Annotated in this window: 17 protein-coding genes; 3 read left to right on the top strand and 14 right to left on the bottom strand. The window is 38.3% G+C overall.

The window, feature by feature from the left end; translation table 11 throughout:
* Positions 1-77: 77 nt before the first annotated feature.
* The 9 genes from HZ311_RS00640 to lepA form a co-directional block, all read right to left on the bottom strand.
* On the bottom strand, positions 78-485 hold the full coding sequence (locus HZ311_RS00640) for a NusG domain II-containing protein (protein ID WP_178946395.1): 408 nt from the start codon (positions 483-485) through the stop codon (positions 78-80).
* Positions 486-521: 36 nt separating this feature from the next.
* The gene (locus HZ311_RS00645) at positions 522-899 is read right to left on the bottom strand and encodes a hypothetical protein (protein WP_023519746.1); all 378 of its coding nucleotides are present in this window, start codon (positions 897-899) and stop codon (positions 522-524) included.
* A 30-nt stretch (positions 900-929) separates the two neighbouring features.
* Positions 930-1097, bottom strand: coding sequence for a 50S ribosomal protein L32 (gene rpmF, locus HZ311_RS00650; protein ID WP_010735347.1), 168 nt, complete (start codon positions 1095-1097; stop codon positions 930-932).
* A 17-nt stretch (positions 1098-1114) separates the two neighbouring features.
* A complete protein-coding gene (gene rpsN, locus HZ311_RS00655; RefSeq protein WP_010735346.1) occupies positions 1115-1384 on the bottom strand; it encodes a 30S ribosomal protein S14 in 270 nt (89 codons plus the stop codon).
* Positions 1385-1813: 429 nt separating this feature from the next.
* On the bottom strand, positions 1814-1996 hold the full coding sequence (locus tag HZ311_RS15700; protein ID WP_023519747.1) for a hypothetical protein: 183 nt from the start codon (positions 1994-1996) through the stop codon (positions 1814-1816).
* A 242-nt stretch (positions 1997-2238) separates the two neighbouring features.
* Positions 2239-3618: a C39 family peptidase gene (locus HZ311_RS00665; protein ID WP_178946396.1), complete on the bottom strand. Its 1380-nt coding sequence runs from the start codon at positions 3616-3618 to the stop codon at positions 2239-2241.
* 225 nt (positions 3619-3843) lie between these two features.
* Positions 3844-4551 carry an ABC transporter ATP-binding protein gene (locus tag HZ311_RS00670; RefSeq protein WP_023519749.1) on the bottom strand — a complete coding sequence of 236 codons (708 nt, stop codon included), beginning with the start codon at positions 4549-4551 and terminating at the stop codon, positions 3844-3846.
* Between the two features lie 193 nt (positions 4552-4744).
* Positions 4745-6121 (bottom strand): ABC transporter permease family protein, encoded by a 1377-nt coding sequence (locus HZ311_RS00675; RefSeq protein WP_023519750.1) that lies wholly within the window; start codon positions 6119-6121, stop codon positions 4745-4747.
* A 386-nt stretch (positions 6122-6507) separates the two neighbouring features.
* On the bottom strand, positions 6508-8343 hold the full coding sequence (gene lepA / locus HZ311_RS00680) for a translation elongation factor 4 (protein WP_010735341.1): 1836 nt from the start codon (positions 8341-8343) through the stop codon (positions 6508-6510).
* Between the two features lie 148 nt (positions 8344-8491).
* Between lepA and HZ311_RS00685 the strand changes: the two genes are divergently transcribed.
* The 3 genes from HZ311_RS00685 to HZ311_RS00695 are packed head-to-tail and all read left to right on the top strand — an operon-like array spanning position 8492 to position 10885.
* Positions 8492-9709, top strand: coding sequence for a GNAT family N-acetyltransferase (locus HZ311_RS00685; protein WP_023519751.1), 1218 nt, complete (start codon positions 8492-8494; stop codon positions 9707-9709).
* Positions 9710-9729: 20 nt separating this feature from the next.
* Complete coding sequence (locus HZ311_RS00690) at positions 9730-10224, top strand: nucleoside 2-deoxyribosyltransferase (RefSeq protein WP_010735339.1); 495 nt, start codon at positions 9730-9732, stop codon at positions 10222-10224.
* Positions 10217-10885 (top strand): hypothetical protein, encoded by a 669-nt coding sequence (locus tag HZ311_RS00695; RefSeq protein ID WP_019723399.1) that lies wholly within the window; start codon positions 10217-10219, stop codon positions 10883-10885. Before HZ311_RS00690 ends, HZ311_RS00695 begins: the two co-directional genes overlap by 8 nt.
* Before the next feature lie 82 nt (positions 10886-10967).
* Here the strand turns inward: HZ311_RS00695 and HZ311_RS00700 are convergent, their stop codons facing one another.
* The 5 genes from HZ311_RS00700 to HZ311_RS00720 form a co-directional block, all read right to left on the bottom strand.
* The gene (locus HZ311_RS00700; RefSeq protein WP_023519752.1) at positions 10968-11822 is read right to left on the bottom strand and encodes a GRP family sugar transporter; all 855 of its coding nucleotides are present in this window, start codon (positions 11820-11822) and stop codon (positions 10968-10970) included.
* 125 nt (positions 11823-11947) lie between these two features.
* Positions 11948-14530: a glycoside hydrolase family 38 N-terminal domain-containing protein gene (locus HZ311_RS00705; protein ID WP_023519753.1), complete on the bottom strand. Its 2583-nt coding sequence runs from the start codon at positions 14528-14530 to the stop codon at positions 11948-11950.
* A gap of 2 nt (positions 14531-14532) precedes the next feature.
* Positions 14533-15642: a PTS fructose transporter subunit IIC gene (locus tag HZ311_RS00710; RefSeq protein ID WP_023519754.1), complete on the bottom strand. Its 1110-nt coding sequence runs from the start codon at positions 15640-15642 to the stop codon at positions 14533-14535.
* Positions 15643-15669: 27 nt separating this feature from the next.
* Complete coding sequence (locus HZ311_RS00715; protein ID WP_010735334.1) at positions 15670-15984, bottom strand: PTS fructose transporter subunit IIB; 315 nt, start codon at positions 15982-15984, stop codon at positions 15670-15672.
* A 23-nt stretch (positions 15985-16007) separates the two neighbouring features.
* A complete protein-coding gene (locus HZ311_RS00720; RefSeq protein WP_023519755.1) occupies positions 16008-16457 on the bottom strand; it encodes a PTS sugar transporter subunit IIA in 450 nt (149 codons plus the stop codon).

A 16457-nucleotide genomic window follows, 5' to 3' on the forward strand; every position in this document is an offset into this window, starting at 1 on the left:
CTTCTCTATTTTTGAGACAACTAAAAAAACTACCACCATCAACTTTATCTAAGCTGATAGTAGCAGTTTTCTCTTACTTAATAGATATGATAATCCGACTGTCCTTCTTGTTCAATTGTAATGACTAGTCGATGCGGCAAACAGATACTTGTTTGTCCAGGTTCCGAGATCCAGTCAGTTCTGACAGCGATTTGATCGGGACTATTATCTTCTTTAACTCTGATCTTGCCTTCATGGATTTCGACAATATTGTATTGGGTATCAGATGGATAGTAAGTCACCATCTTGCTACTGATTTCATCTAAATCAAATCGTTCGACTTCTTTTCCGTCGATTTTGACTACTGCATACTTCACACTATTACCGATTTCTGCGTTATCAAATGACAAAGCAAAGACAATTGTCGGAACGAAAGAAGCAACTACCAGAATACTAATAATGATGATATCCCAAGGTTTTATACCTGATTTACGAAAGTTGTGCATATTGATTGTCCTTTTGGATTTTCTTATTCTATCCTTTTATCGATCTTCTAAATAGATGTTGATTTGTTGTTCGTCATCATAATCCAGTTGATCAGTTTCAAGCATTTCCATTAATTCTATTTTCAAGTCTACAGGAATCTCCCAGAAGCCGTCAATAGATTTGAACAAATCGGCGTCATACTTTTGAAAAATAGGATAAATGTCCAAAAATTCTTCAAAGGACAAGTTTTGTTTTTCGTAATAGTCTTTGACAAGGCCTTGCTCTAGCGCATGTTCTGTAGGAAGGCCAGTTTCTGTGATCAGTTTCTTATCGACCATCGCACGATAGAATTCCCCTTTATCTACAGGTTCTTTCACCGTTTCCGAATAATATTTGATTCCTTGTTCGACTAATGGCGGATAAATAATTTCCATTTCTTGAACCCCCTTGCAGCTTCCAATCGGTTATTCTGTCACTTTGCGTCCTTTATAGTAGCCTTTTAAAGAGACATGATGGCTTCGACGATAATCACCAGTCAACTCGTCAAAAGAAATCTCTGGTTTCGTCAAACTTTGGTGTGTTCGTCGCAAACGTTTTTTTGCTTTCGATGTTTTTCTTGCTGGTACTGCCATAACTTTTTCCTCCTATTTTACCAACTTGCTTTTTTAACTCCTGGGATCAATCCTTGATGTGCCAGTTCTCTAAAAGTGATTCGAGACATGCCAAATTTTCTCATGTAGCCTCGAGGACGTCCATCTGTTTGATCTCTAAGTTTTAAACGATTAGGATTGGACTCTTTGGGCAACTTAGCTAGTCCTTCATAATCATTTGCTGCTTTCAACTCTTGACGTTGTTCACTATATTTATTGATCAAAGCTACTTGCTTATTCATTTTTGCAATTTTTGATTTTTTTGCCACTAATAATCTGCTCCTTTATTTCACTTTATATTATCCAAATCGTAACTATTACGTTTTAGGTAGAACAACAATACCATGTATTTATTTGTTTGTCAAAAAAGTAACACTAATAAAAAATATGGCTGATCGACCTTGTACTGAGCGTGTGTTTTTGAGAACATTGAAAAAGCACCCATGATATGTATCACATCCATCACGGTGAGCTTTTTTTATTATTAACTACCTCAAATGTAATTAAACAATTCAGCCATTATATATTGATTTTTTGCAATGCTTTCGTAGGCACTTCGTTTTCTGATACTTCACTCCAGCGCTTTCCTTGTAAACCTTTTGCATCGATTTTACAAGTATCGACCTTACTTTAATTTGTGATCCGCTAATTTTATTTACTGTTTGTTGAGTGTCATCTTCATCGTATCCTTCAAACGTCTAGAGATAATCCTTCCCTTTTTTATCCCCACTACTTGTTTTGACATAGTATTCTTTCACTTCTTTATCAGATAAAAAATTATCCGTTAATGCTTGAAAGCCTTCTGTCTTTGATTCAATAAAAAATGCACCGATTCCTAAAATAAGCGCAATTACTAATAATCCTTTTACTAGTTTTCCCATTATCATTCCCACTTCCCTATTCTTTTTCACTTCCTGTCTAAATTATAAAATAAGGCAATGATCCGAAATCTATTCTTCCTATGTTTAACTTACATTAACGTAATAGAATTTGTTTCTAACCATTGATTTTGAACTAGATAGAATAATGCAATAAAAATAACCCATAAAATCCAAACTATTCTCGGATTTTACAGGTTATGGGAAAAGAATTACTGCAACCATTGTTTTTGTTAAGCTTTAGTCTATCTTACAACTACCGCATATTTACGTGCATTATAAATATTCTCAAATGTTGCCCGATTCATCCAATAAGAACCACTGATAGGATCAGATACATGGACTTGATTACTTCCTTTATTATATCCATCAAGAGTGACCGCATGATTATTATTCGCTGCGATACCAAAATTCCAATTTCCCCAACGGATTGGCTGAAAGTTGATCGTCACCCAAGCAACAACCGGATGGCCATTTTTGACTTCGTTTAACAACGTACTCATCGAGCTACCTGAAATATTTTGGACATTTCCGTACTTCTTGCCCCACGCCGTCAAAGGTGTAGGATAAATTGCAGAATAAGTCCATGAGTTTTCGACAAATGGGCTGCCGACAAAACCGCTGTTTGGATTACCATTCGGAGATTTAGGAATTGTATTCAAAAATTGAGTCAAACTCCAGTTGGTGATCTTTCCTTTATATTGAAGTGCCTGTAATAAAGAAGCCCCTTCACATCCACTTGGCGCACCCAACGCATATTGGTTGTAATTTTTCACACCCAATAGCTTATAGTCCTCTTGATTTTGTTGACCACTGCCAACTGCGTACCAACCAACACCTTCATAGACCCAGCCTTGTTTCGTGATTACTTTTTTCTCGTTTTCATCTAATGTGTAATGGTGCCAGTTGACTCGTTTATTATATAAACGACTGACAGGAATGGCATTCGCTCCTTTATAGGAATACCAACCGATTCCTTCATACTTCCAGCCTTGTTTCGTGATACTATCTCTTTCTTTTGCGTTCAACGTATAAAAATGTTCTCCATTGTAGCGATTGTACAAACGATAGACTGGATCACCACTTGTCGGTGCCTGCCAACCAACACCTTCGTAATTCCAACCAATCCTTCTTAAATGATCTCGTTCACCAGTATCTCTCGTGTAAAAATGCTCCCCACTATGTGGATTGAATAAACGATACATTGGAATCGTTTGCACAGCTGCTCGAAATAATCTTGGAGAACCTTCGATCAATTCCTCTTTTGGCGCTTGCGTGATATCAGCTTCGTTTTTACCAGCTTTTTCCGGCGCTTGCAAAACTACTTCTACTCCATCGACGATTGCAGTTTGTGGTTGCTCTGGTTGAGCTTCTTTTGCTTCACTCGCTTGTACTGGTGGTGTTTGTTGTGTCTCTTGCGCGGGTATCTCTGTTTCTTTCTCTTGACTGACTTCATTCGTTTCTGTACTTTTTATCTGTGGAGCTGCTGACGTTTGAGTCGATTCAGTCGAGGTTTCCATTGTAGACGAATCCTCTGCAAAAACTTGACTCACACCAAACGAACTCGCTAAAATCGCAAGTATCGTGAACCCACAAATCCCCTTAGAAATAAATCCCCTTTTCATCTTTTTCCTCCTCATAAATGAACAAAAAATAGCAATAGATTTTACATAAGATGTTTCCTAAAAATATTATAACGATAATAATATAAACTCTGATTAAATTATACATGAATCTATTTTTTTGTCCGAATGATTTGTTTAATCTATTTGAGAACCAAAGGAAGCATACGCTAATTTCATTTAGTAAAAGTAGATGGAGCTAAGGTAGAAATGAATGAATCGTATCATTTAGAATATGAGGGTTTCCAATGTTGGCGAACTTATATTATTATGAATGCGCCCATCCTTTATAACAATTGCTCTGGAAGATTGACTGGCAAGCTCTAGATCATGAGTCACCATAACGATTGTCTTTCCTTTGCTTACTAATTCTTTAAGTACTTCCATAATAAGGATACGTGAGTGAGTATCTAATGCGCTAGTAGGTTCATCTAAAAACAATATTTCTGGATCTGCTAATATTGTGCGCCCAATTGCAACTTTTTGTTGTTCACCACCCGAAAGAGCATCAATAGGCTGGTGTAAATCCGCTTTTAATTCCAATCGTTCTGCCAAAGTATCGACATTTCCCCTTTTTATTTTGTGCCCATTCAATGTTCCTGGGAGTACCATATTATCGTAGGCTGACAATGAAGGTATGAGTTGAAAATCTTGAAAAATAAAACCAATTTTTTTACGACGAAACTTTGCTAATTTCGCTGCACTCCATCCATATGGTGATTTACCATCAATTAACACCTCTCCTTTTGTAGGAGGTAATAAGCTAGAAATACAATGAAGCAACGTTGTTTTTCCTGAACCAGAAGGTCCTACGATCGATACAAACTCTTGTTGCTTTACTTCAAAAGAAATATCAGTCAGCACTTGTAAAAGATTTCCTTTCGCAAGCTGTATCTCTTTTTTTAATTCGTTTATTGAAATAACTATCTCTCTCATCGATATTAACCTCCATAAAATCATTCTAGTTTATAAATCAAACTCTCATACAAAACTGTAGGACGCAAACTACTCATTGATAGTATAAGGATCTCCCAATTCAGCAATTTCTTTCCTTCTTTCAATCTGAATTAATTACTTTCTTATGTTTGATTCAATTAAAACAATCTATTCTTTTAGTATATTAATAAATCTACTCGACATACTTTTTTAACGTATAGTGCTCAAACCAATAAATTGCAATAAAACATAAACCGAATATTAGAAAAGCGCCTAACGATAATAGGAGATTAACCGACCAATTTGCCTTAAAAATATTGCCACCACCCAGATAGGTCACTCTTAGCAGTGGAATCGCAAACAATATTGTTCCAATGAAGGTAATTATTATTGAAATGAATGAAACTGAACTGATTTCAATGATTCTCATTTTAAAAATCCAATCTGGTGTACATCCAGTATAAAAATAATTTTTAGGTTCAACTTTTGTTTTTATTCTAAAAAGGCAAATTGACACAATTACATTTGCTAAACTAATGAGTATTGGCGCCCCGAATACAAAAATAAGGTTGATGATCAAATCTGAGATATAAGAACTATCATTTGTTCCATCAATTAGTAGTTTAGTGTTGAGAAACAAAGCTATAAAATTCCCAACTAGCATAGTAATGATGCTGACTGGACGAATTAATTTTATTAATTCTTTTATATTGTATTGTATATTGTAAAGTGCAGTGCGGATCATCGGATTCTTTGTCATTTTTGGTACCCCAACAATTCTATGTACTATCCCTCGAAATATGGGACGAATCAAAAAATTCATAGTAATCAGTACAGACAACCACAGAAGAAGCAATAAATTCATCGAGTTACTCATACTTCGAGTATATTCTTTTATTAAAGTTGGATCAGGAACATTTTTTAAATATAAATATATTGTTGCCCCTACGCTCACTAGTGATGCAAGTATTCCCAAAAATTTGCCGCTATTCTTCATTTTAATAAACGCTCTGTTGGAAGAAAGGCTCCCCTTTCTTTTCTTATAATTTTTAAGACAATAACGCATACATGTATATAGAATAATTGCTAGTTGGATCAATATCACAACAAAAACAACATTCCATGAGAATTGAAGCGGGATATGTACAAGAGAAGCTTTAGCAGAACTCGAAGGTAAGGTGGTCAAAAAAAGCTGTGAAGCTTTTAAGGAAAAGCCGCTCCCAATAACAGCTCCAATCATACCAATTACTAACATTTGTCCAGTCATCACCAAACTGATTTGAGCAGGAGAAGCTCCTAAAAGAAGCAATATGTCATTTGTTCCATCAAAAAAGTCTATACACTGTTTCATTGCATTGATAGTCAATAAAAAAAACATTACTATCCCTATTACTATTGGTAACTGCATAAAAACACCATAATCAACTGAACTGTTAAGATCAGCCCTACTTAAAGCATTTAATATCACAAAAGCAGTGCTAAATATTAATCCAGAAACAATAAAAATAGGTAGGATGGATAGCCAAATTTTCCAATGCTGTAAAAATTGCTTTAAAATCAACTTAAACATTTATCTGTTGCCTCCTCATTTAACATATCTAAATTTAAGGTAGCATAAGAAAATTGTAGTAACAATTAGACTTTAGCCTTATTATGTATAAAAATTAAGTAATCAATCTAAAAAATACGCATCAAGAACCTACTATGTTTTAGCTATTCTAATAGAATGCTTGGATAGCTAACAATTATCTTAAGATATTAAAGCGAAACCCTTAAAGTGATAGAAGTCATTACCTTTTCAAATGAAGGATCTTGCTTCAACATGGAAAAACGTTGTTTTCCAGAAAAAAAGACAGAAAGAAATTCTCCACTTCTTTCTGTCATAATTATTCTAATATTCCTCTTAACCAACATCATTTGACAAAGAACTAAGTTTTTTTGCAATAGCCTATTAGGCTATTTCTTCGGTTCATCCTCGTCCATCTTCAGAACAGCCATGAAGGCTTCTTGAGGGACTTCGACGTTACCGATTTGTTTCATTCGTTTCTTACCTTCTTTTTGTTTTTCAAGAAGTTTACGTTTACGGGAAACGTCACCACCGTAACATTTGGCCAACACGTTTTTACGTAAGGCTTTGATGTCTGAACGGGCAACGATTTTTTGTCCGATCGCCGCTTGGATCGGTACCTCGAATTGTTGACGAGGGATCAGTTTTTTCAGTTTTTCAACGATGGCTTTTCCGCGTTCATAGGCAAAATCACGGTGAACGATGAAGCTTAATGCGTCGACTTTTTCAGCATTCAGCAAGATATCCATTTTCACTAGCTTGCTCTTTTGATAACCTGACATTTCGTAGTCAAGTGAAGCGTAGCCTTTCGTGCTTGATTTTAGTTTGTCAAAGAAATCAAAGACGATCTCTGACAAAGGCAAGTTATAAACGACATTGACACGATAATCATCTAAATAATCCATTGTAATAAAATCGCCACGTTTACGTTGCGAAAGTTCCATGACTGCACCAACGTACTCATTAGGTACCATGATCTGTGCTTTCACAAAAGGTTCTTCGACATCTTGGATCGTGACTGGTTCAGGAAAATCAGCAGGATTATCAACAACGACCATCGAACCGTCTGTTTTGTTGACATGATAGATTACAGAAGGCGCTGTCGTGATCAATTCAAGATTGAACTCACGCTCTAAACGCTCTTGGACGACATCCATGTGAAGTAATCCTAAGAAGCCACAACGGAAACCAAAGCCAAGTGCTTGTGATGTTTCTGGTTCAAACTGCAAAGCAGCATCATTCAGTTGAAGTTTTTCCAATGCTTCACGCAGATCATTATATCGTGATGTGTCGATCGGGTATAAACCACAATAGACCATTGGGTTCATTTTACGATAACCTGGTAATGCTTCTGTAGCTGGATTATCCGCAAGTGTCACTGTATCCCCAACACTTGTATCTTGAACTGTCTTGATGCTTGCGGTGATATAACCGACATCACCGACCATCAAAAAGTCACGAGCAATCGTTTTTGGTGAGAAAACGCCGACTTCGGTCACATCGAAGGTCTTGCCATTACTCATCAATTTGATTTTATCCCCTGCTTTGACAACACCATCGGTGATACGTACGTTTAAAATAACCCCGCGGTAACTGTCATAGATCGAATCAAAAATCAAGGCTTTCAAAGGAGCTTCTAGATCGCCTGAAGGTGCTGGGACATATTCCACTACTTGTTCCAGTATTTCTTCGATACCAATTCCAGACTTCGCACTTGCTAAGACCGCTTCACTGGCATCGATGCCGATCACTTCTTCGATTTCATTACGCACACGCTCTGGATCTGCGGCTGGTAAATCGATCTTATTGATGACTGGTAAAATCTCTAGGTCATTATCTAATGCCAAATAAACATTGGCTAATGTTTGTGCTTCAATCCCTTGAGCGGCATCCACGACTAAGACTGCGCCTTCACAGGCAGCTAAACTTCGAGATACTTCATAGGTAAAATCGACGTGCCCTGGGGTATCGATCAAATGGAAGATGTACGTCTCCCCGTTTTTAGCCGTATAGTTCAATTCTACGGCATTAAGTTTGATCGTGATCCCACGTTCACGTTCTAGATCCATGGAGTCTAATAACTGATCTTGCATTTCGCGAGACGTCACAGTGTTCGTCTTTTCCAAAATCCGATCGGCCAAAGTTGATTTCCCATGGTCGATATGAGCAATGATCGAAAAATTTCGAATTTGCTGTTGGCGTTGTTTCATTTTCTTTATATCCATAGCGTCTCCTCTTTTCATATAATCAGCACTTTTCATTATACCAACGAAAAGGAGGAATTTAAAGACTTTTTCCTTCTAAGGACTTTAGAAGTTTTTTTTTTAAACTTTTGTTATACTGTGAACAAGTAACTAAATTGGAGTTGAAAAAATGGACCAAACAGATTTTAGAGAAAATTTTGAGTTGAAGCCTGTCACGGAGGAACATGTTGACCAGTTCAATGAGTTACTTTCCTACGTTTTTCAAGTCACTGACTCTGATATTGAAGAAAGTGGATTTGAAAACAAACGGGAATTTGTACGTTCCAAGCGACCGATTCTAGAATTATCAAATGTATTCGGCTGGTTTCATAAAGAAAAATTGATTTCTCAAATCGCGATCTATCCTTGCGAGGTTAATATCCACGGTACACGGTACCAAATGGGCGGAGTGACTGGTGTTGGAACCTATCCTGAATATGCCAACCATGGATTGATGCAAGACTTGATCATCGTCGCATTAGACAACATGCGCAAAAACAAACAGTGGGTCTCTTATCTTTATCCTTACAATATCCCTTATTACAGGCGTAAAGGTTGGGAAATCATGTCAGATAAGTTATCCTTTAAAATACGTGATACGCAACTACCTAAACAAGTACCTGTTTCTGGTATCGTGGAACGACTGCCTGTCGATCACGAAGATGTTTTCCGTGTCTATCAACAGTTTGCGGGAAAGAATCATGGTGCGCTGTTTCGTAGTGCCTTTCACTGGGAAGAATATTGGCGTTTTGAAAATGAAGAAGAACGGACTGCGGCGATTTATTACAATAGTGACAATGAACCAACCGGAGTGCTTTTTTATTGGGTCGCCGAAGAAGTCTTCCATGTCAAAGAGATGTTTTATTTGAACCAAGAGGCGCGTAACGGATTGTGGAACTTCATCTCTGCACATTTTTCAATGGTTTACTGGGTACATGGCGATATCTACAAAAATGAACCCCTTGCTTTTTTATTAGAAGATAGTCAAATCAAAGAACAGATCGAACCTTACTTTATGGCAAGAATCGTTGACGTCAAAGAATTTATCCAGCGCTTCCCTTTTTCTGGTACAGCAGAAGACTTCCATTTCATCGTGGAAGATTCCGTGGCACCTTGGAATAATGGCGTATTTGGCTTGACGTGGCGAGATGGCCACTTGTCAATCGTTAATGAACCGATTGGTAAAATGGTTCGTTTAGATATCCAAACATTGACGTGTCTAATGATGAATTATCGTCGTGCTTCTTACCTTGCTCGAATCGAGCGCATAACCACAGATGAGGAGATGGTCAAGACATTAGAGCGAATCATCCCAAACATGGAAGCTTATTTTAGTGACTATTTCTAATACAAAGGATGTTGAAACGAATGAATATTTATTTTGCAGCACCACTTTTTGCAAAAGGAGATTTGCTTTATAACGAATCTCTTGTCAAAAAAATCAGAGAGATTTCTTCTGATTTGTCGATCTATCTACCACAAGAAAACGAAGCAATCAATGATAAGACTGCATATGCAGACAGCAAAATGATTGCCTTGGCTGATACAGAAAAAGTACTAGAAAGTGACTTGATGATCGCACTTTTAGACGGATTGACGATCGATGCCGGAGTTGCTTCTGAGATCGGTGTCGCCTATGCTAAAGGCATCCCGATCATTGGTTTATATACAGACAGCCGCCAACAAGGTGCGACTCATCCAAAAAAAGTCGCTGCCTTGCAACAGGCTGGTGAAAATCAGTTCCATTATTTAAATCTTTATACGGTCGGCTTGATCAAGTTGAACGGAACGATCGTGTCTTCTGAAGAAGCATTGTTCAAAGCATTGAAATCATATCTAGCTGGGGGAAAAATTAGTGAGTAAGACAGTAAAAAAAGTTCAGATTGCATTAACGATTTTCGGTCTATTTGTTGTTGGTTATAACATTTTCGAATTTGTAACAAACAAATATTCGACCACACAAGGAATCACCTTTATCGTCGAATCACTGGCAGGTATCCTATTGATTTATTTGCCACAGATCGTTCGCCGATTATTCAAGATCCATGTTCCTGATGCCATTGTTTTATTTTATTGGTTTTTCTTGTTCATTTCTGTCTTTTTAGGAACAGGTATGCACTTGATCAGTATTATTTCATTTTGGGATAAAATCTTACACGCCGTTAGCCCGATGGTTCTGACTGCCTTAGGTTACGGTTTGATCGGCTTCTTGCTGAAAGACGCACCAATCGAGAAAACAAGTCCTTGGCTATTTCTTTTATTTGGATTTGCTTTTGCTGGGTTATGCGGTGTTTTCTGGGAATTCTGGGAGTTTTTATGCGACCAATTCTTAGGAATGAACTTGCAACGGTTTGCTGCATCTGATGGTACACTCTTCGTCGGACGCGAAGCATTGATGGATACAATGGGAGATTTACTAACAAATACAGTCGGCGCCTTTATCATGGGTGTTTATGCGTGGGTCCAAGTGAAAAAAGACCCAGCACATTTTGAGAGTTACCGACTACAAAAATTAGATCACTGATCAATCGTAACAAGTATGATAGATAAATAAAAAAAATTGGCAAGGGATTTTGTTTGATCCTTTGTCATTTTTTTTCAATTCTTTATTTTAAAAGACTCATTCCAACCACACCCACTACATACACCAATGTACCCAAATAGATTGAGCGTTTTTCTAATGATGTCTTCTTCTCTCTCAAAATAATGATGCTTCCGTAAGTTGCGACAAGTAAACTCATTTGCGAAAAGGCATAAGTAATACCCACACCTAAAGACGCAGACACAGCAAATAACGTCGTGTTAGCGATCACCCAGGAACTACCAGTGAGGATATTTCGAGCGATAGCGTTGACTTTCAATTGTCTGATTTTCTTCATTGAGAGGATCATCCCTCCAACAAACATGCCGATGGATTGAGGTAGAAACACTTGCGGTCCATGAATATCAAAATAACTAGTGATCGTTACATATAGCATCAAAAACGCAGATGAAATGCACAAAAAGACAATCACTTGTTTCGCCACTGCGCTGTTTCCATTGCTTGTCTTAGTCACCAATAGCACACCGACTAAAATGACCGCCAACGCCACGATCGACATCATAGCGACAAAGAAACTCGTCCATTCCAATAAAAAAATTCCTGAAATAAGCGTGACAAAGGCTAATTGTGTCCCAACAGATATGGGCATCGCTTTTGACACTTCAGCCTTTTCTAATGCGCGGAACTGAAAATATTGCCCCACCGCCCAGAATACTCCGGACAAAAAACAAACAATGAATGAAACCGTTTGGTATGTTACTTGCTGAAACAAACTAAATATCAACCCAGATAATAAAGCAGCAATGGTGGTGCCAATCAATTGTTCTTCTGACTTGCCCCCCATGATCTTAGATAATATTGGCATCATGCCCCACCCTAATGCTGGGATCAAAGCTAAAAATAAAAGGTGTATCGCCATGATTTCTCCTCTTTCAATTTCACAACTAAACGGAGACACAAGTAGTCAACTTGCTGTTCCTAAAACCCGCTAAACGGTGTTCCAGAAGCAACTCCTTGAGAATCAACTTGTGCCTCAACGTTTTTTTATTTTGTTAATAAATAAGTGGCTAAGCCATAGCCGCTGATCGTTTTTGTCTCTGTCACTTCTTCTTCTAAGGCATTGATACGTGTGTATTTGAACCCTGCAAAAAGCTTCTCTGGCTCAAGGTAACGCTTTTCTGAAGTTCCATTAACTAATCGAATCACTACGCCTTCTGAATAATAAGCGTTATGGATCGCACTGACAGCCAATCCTTCTTCCAAATCTAACGAAATTTGCGTATACGTCGTTTCACTCAAAGAAAGTGGTTGGATTCTACTTTGGATCTTATTGTCGATTCGATAAACGAAATAATTCAAATCTTGCAATTGATACGAAATCGACGGTTGTTCTTTGTCTGATTTCCATGTCACTAATGTGTGTTCTGAAATATCAGTTGGCGCCATGCGCACTGAAAAGTCAAAATCGATCCGTTGATTTTCCATTTGAGCAAGCGGTGTCTCCATCATGATATGCCCTTTTTTCGTCGTATCTCCTGAAGCCCGCCCTGGACGATACAGCAAATCTGGTTTCCCTAACGAATCCGTCGTGGCTAATACCGTGACGTATAAGGAGTCATTGATATATTCGTATTCCTTACTTTGTTCGGTATAAAACACTAATGCCTCTTCAGAACTATACGCGATCACTTGTTTTTCAAAGGGCTCGATATTTACTGGCATCTCAGAGTATTTTTGTTCCCAATCGTTCATTGACTGGTTTGTTTTTTCTAAGTAACCAAATTGGATCGCAGAGACGACCTTTTCAATCGATTGATTCAACTTTGTTTTGATACGGACACGGTGATTTAATACAGAATTTCTAAAAGAAAGACAACCTTGGACCTCTCCCTGTTCCGTTAACTTCAATGTCAGCTGGTAAGCGAAGACTTTCGTTGTTTGACCGGCGATACGTTCTGCCAATGTATAAGGAAGCTCTAGTTTTCCTTCCAAGATCAAGGTTTCTTCGTTGCCTTTACATGAATCAAATGTCAAAGAGACTGGGTGATCATTAGGTATCGGCGAATAATCGTAAGTATCTCCGGCATTGCTATCATCCACGATTTTCAAGAAGTCTCTGATCGTTTGGTCACCATCTGAAAAGGCAAGTTGGCCCTCTTCAAAAGTCAAAGAATAGTTCCCTTTTGAGATCATCGTTCGTGGCGTCATATCAGGTAGATCAGCTGTAGTCTGTTCGACGAAATCGAAGACTTGATAACCTAGTCCATCAAAGGAACAATCAACTGCTACTTGTAAAATATAGTACCCTGGCTCTTCAATAAATCGATTGCCGGCAGGTGTTTCTTGCATGATATTTTGGCGGCTAGGCACATAATCCACCGAGATGACAGCAGAATCATGGCCCAATACTTCGATTTGATTGACTTTTGAGATAAGTTTTACCACTTTTTTTCCTTTGAAAGGTGTAACTGAAGTATTCAAAATCAAGAATTGTTGATCTGTCAGCTGTAGTCCTTCAGAAATTCTTTTCAATACCAAGTTTTCGATACTGTCACAGATTTCTGATACTTCTTTCAAACGATGGGCGATGTCTTGCGCAACACTATCTGACACACAGCCGGCTAAACTGTCATGTGCTTGGCACTCAAATAATTTTTTCCATGCCTTCATGACTAACCGATTGCTCAAAACGATGCCTAGCTCCTTGGCAATCACGACCATTGGTTCGATTTCAAGTGTCAGTTTATTCTCTAATCTGAAAATCTCACGTTTTAGATCCATGCGGACAGAACCAATCGTCTTATGCACACGGGCAAAAACAGGCGCGCGAAACTCTCCTTGATACTCTTCCAGATCCTTTTGACGGACCAAATCCATGAACGCTTGATACGTGCTTGTTTTATAGTTATATTTACCGATTTGATTGATTTTATCGATTTTCTCTTCTAAAGACGAGATGATCCCTAATTGATCGTTTCCTGTTGGAATCAAAATTTCTGTTTCATCTGCGTAGTTCTTGATAAAATCAATGCCTTTGTCTAATCGTCCTTCCACATAACTCTTCGTTGGCTCTAGTTGTTGTTGCGCACCATATCCTTGGGGAAAGTTCACTGCATACAATTCATTCTCCCCGCTTAAACTCTTCCATTTGAAATATGGCGATTGGACATGTTCGCCTAAGTCGATCCCACGCCAAAAAATGATATTGTCAAACCCAGCTTCGTTTAAAATCGTCGGCATTTGTGCGTTGAATCCAAATGTATCTGGAAGATAACCAATAGGTAGATACTCCCCATATTTTTTACTTTCAAAGACGCCCACCATTGCATTTCTTAAAATAGATTCCCCTGAGGCAAAAAACGCATCCGTTTGTGTGAACCAAGGGCCAATAAATAATTGACCCTTCGCAACTAATTCTTTGATCTCTGCTAATTTCTCTGGATATAGTTCCAAGTAATCATCGAGGATCGAAAGCTGTCCATCTAAAACAAAAGTAGCATTAGGTTGTCTTTTCAACTCTTCCAAAACATCTGTAAACAACTGATCACTTAAAACGATGCAATCCATTGAAGTAAAGTACCATTCTCTATCCCAATGTGTGTGATTTACAATGTGTATATTTGTCATAGTTACGCTTCCCATTGTTCTTCCCAAGCAGCTTCATCAAATTCTTCAACTGCTGATTCTACTTCTTGTCCAGCATCTTTTGAACGTAGCACGCTAGTTAGGATCGCGATAAACAACGCACCTGTAGCGATCGAAAGTACATAGATCGGCCATTTTTCTACGGTGAACCAGCCATAGAATCCTGAGATCGGTGCAGTGTTCACTGCCCCTAAACCAACTGCCAGCGCAGAACCTAAAGCAGAACCAATCATATTGATCGGGATAACTTTCAATGGATTTTCAACGGCAAACGGGATCGCTCCTTCAGAAATACCGACAAGCCCCATGATCACAGCTGATTTCCCAGCTTCTTTTAATTCATTGTTGTATTTATTTTTCGCAAAGATCGTGGCTAACCCTAATCCGATGGGTGGAATGATGATGGCCACTTGTGCCGCAGTATTTGGTGCATAAACATTACTAGTCAATAGTGCCATTGCTGTGGTCACAGCCGCTTTATTGACTGGTCCACCTAAGTCAAATCCAACCATTGCGCCAACGACCGCTGCCATAACGATGGCATTCCCACCACTTAAACCGTTCAACCATGATTCTAAACCAACGTTCAATGCTGCAAATGGCGTCCCAATCACATAATTGACTAATAGAACGGTGATCAATGTGCCTAATACTGGTACTAGAAATACTGGTACAACGGATGCCATTGATTTTGGCAATTTGATTTTGTTTTTGATCAACAAGCACGCATAACCAGCAATCAGACCAGAAACGATGGCGCCTAAAAAGCCTGCATTGATATCTTTCACTAGCATCCCACCAATTAAACCAGGAGCAATTCCTAATTTGTCTGAGATCGAATAGGCAATAAATGCGGAAATCACTGGGAACATCAAACCAAGGGCTGTGCCACCGAAGCCATCTAAACTATGCAATAAACGAATGATTGCATTACCACTCTCGCCATGAGAACCGTCCCAAATATCAACAATCCCGTAAAATGAACCACCCACACGAGAAATGGCCATGATGACCGCTCCAGCGATTACCAAAGGTATCATATAAGAAATTCCTGTTAAAACATGATTTTTGATTTCACTTGCTATTTTTTTCATTTACTTTCTCCCCCACTGATTAATTGATTAGTCGATCATTCCTAAAGCTTCTTCGATGACTTTTTCGGCATTCTTGATTGGTGCTGCGACTGGTACTTTTAAGATTGTTTTTCCTTTGAAACGCTCTTCATTTCTCACTTTTGTATCCACTGCAAAAATAACGACTTCGCCAATGTTGCAGTCTTTTTCAGTCAATTCATTTTCGATACCTGTTGCTCCTTGTGTTTCCACTTTGATCAAATCTCCACGTTTTGCTGCTGCTTTTTTAAGTGCTTGGGCTGCCATATACGTATGAGCGACCCCTGTAGCACAGGCTGTAACTGCGATAATTTTTCTTTTCATCTCTTTTTCCTCTTTTCATTTGTTTATTCGCATAATAGTTTCGCGATTTGTTGTTTATCTGTCTCATTTTTTAACTGTGCCGTAATGTCATCATCCATCAATTTCATCGCAATTTCAGATAAGATCTTTAGATGAGTATCCCCTTTTTGTGACTCTGGGATCGCCAATAATATGACCACAAAGACTGGCTCTTCATCTAATGATTGCCAATCGATTGGTTGTTTCAATCTAGCAAAAACAATTGCTGGCTCACTGACTACTTCACTTTTCCCATGAGGAATGGCAATATTGTTCCCAATGCCTGTCGTCGAATGTTCTTCTCTTTCTAATACAGACTGGATATATGCTTCTTTGTTGTTGATTAAGCCGTTATTCGTTAGAACTTCCCCTAATTGACGAATCGTTTCTTCTTTGGTTGTACTCTCCATATCTAAAAAAATATGATCAGAAGGTAGTAAAGTTGCAATGCTCAT

The organism is Enterococcus mundtii (assembly GCF_013394305.1).
Lineage (GTDB): Bacteria > Bacillota > Bacilli > Lactobacillales > Enterococcaceae > Enterococcus_B > Enterococcus_B pernyi.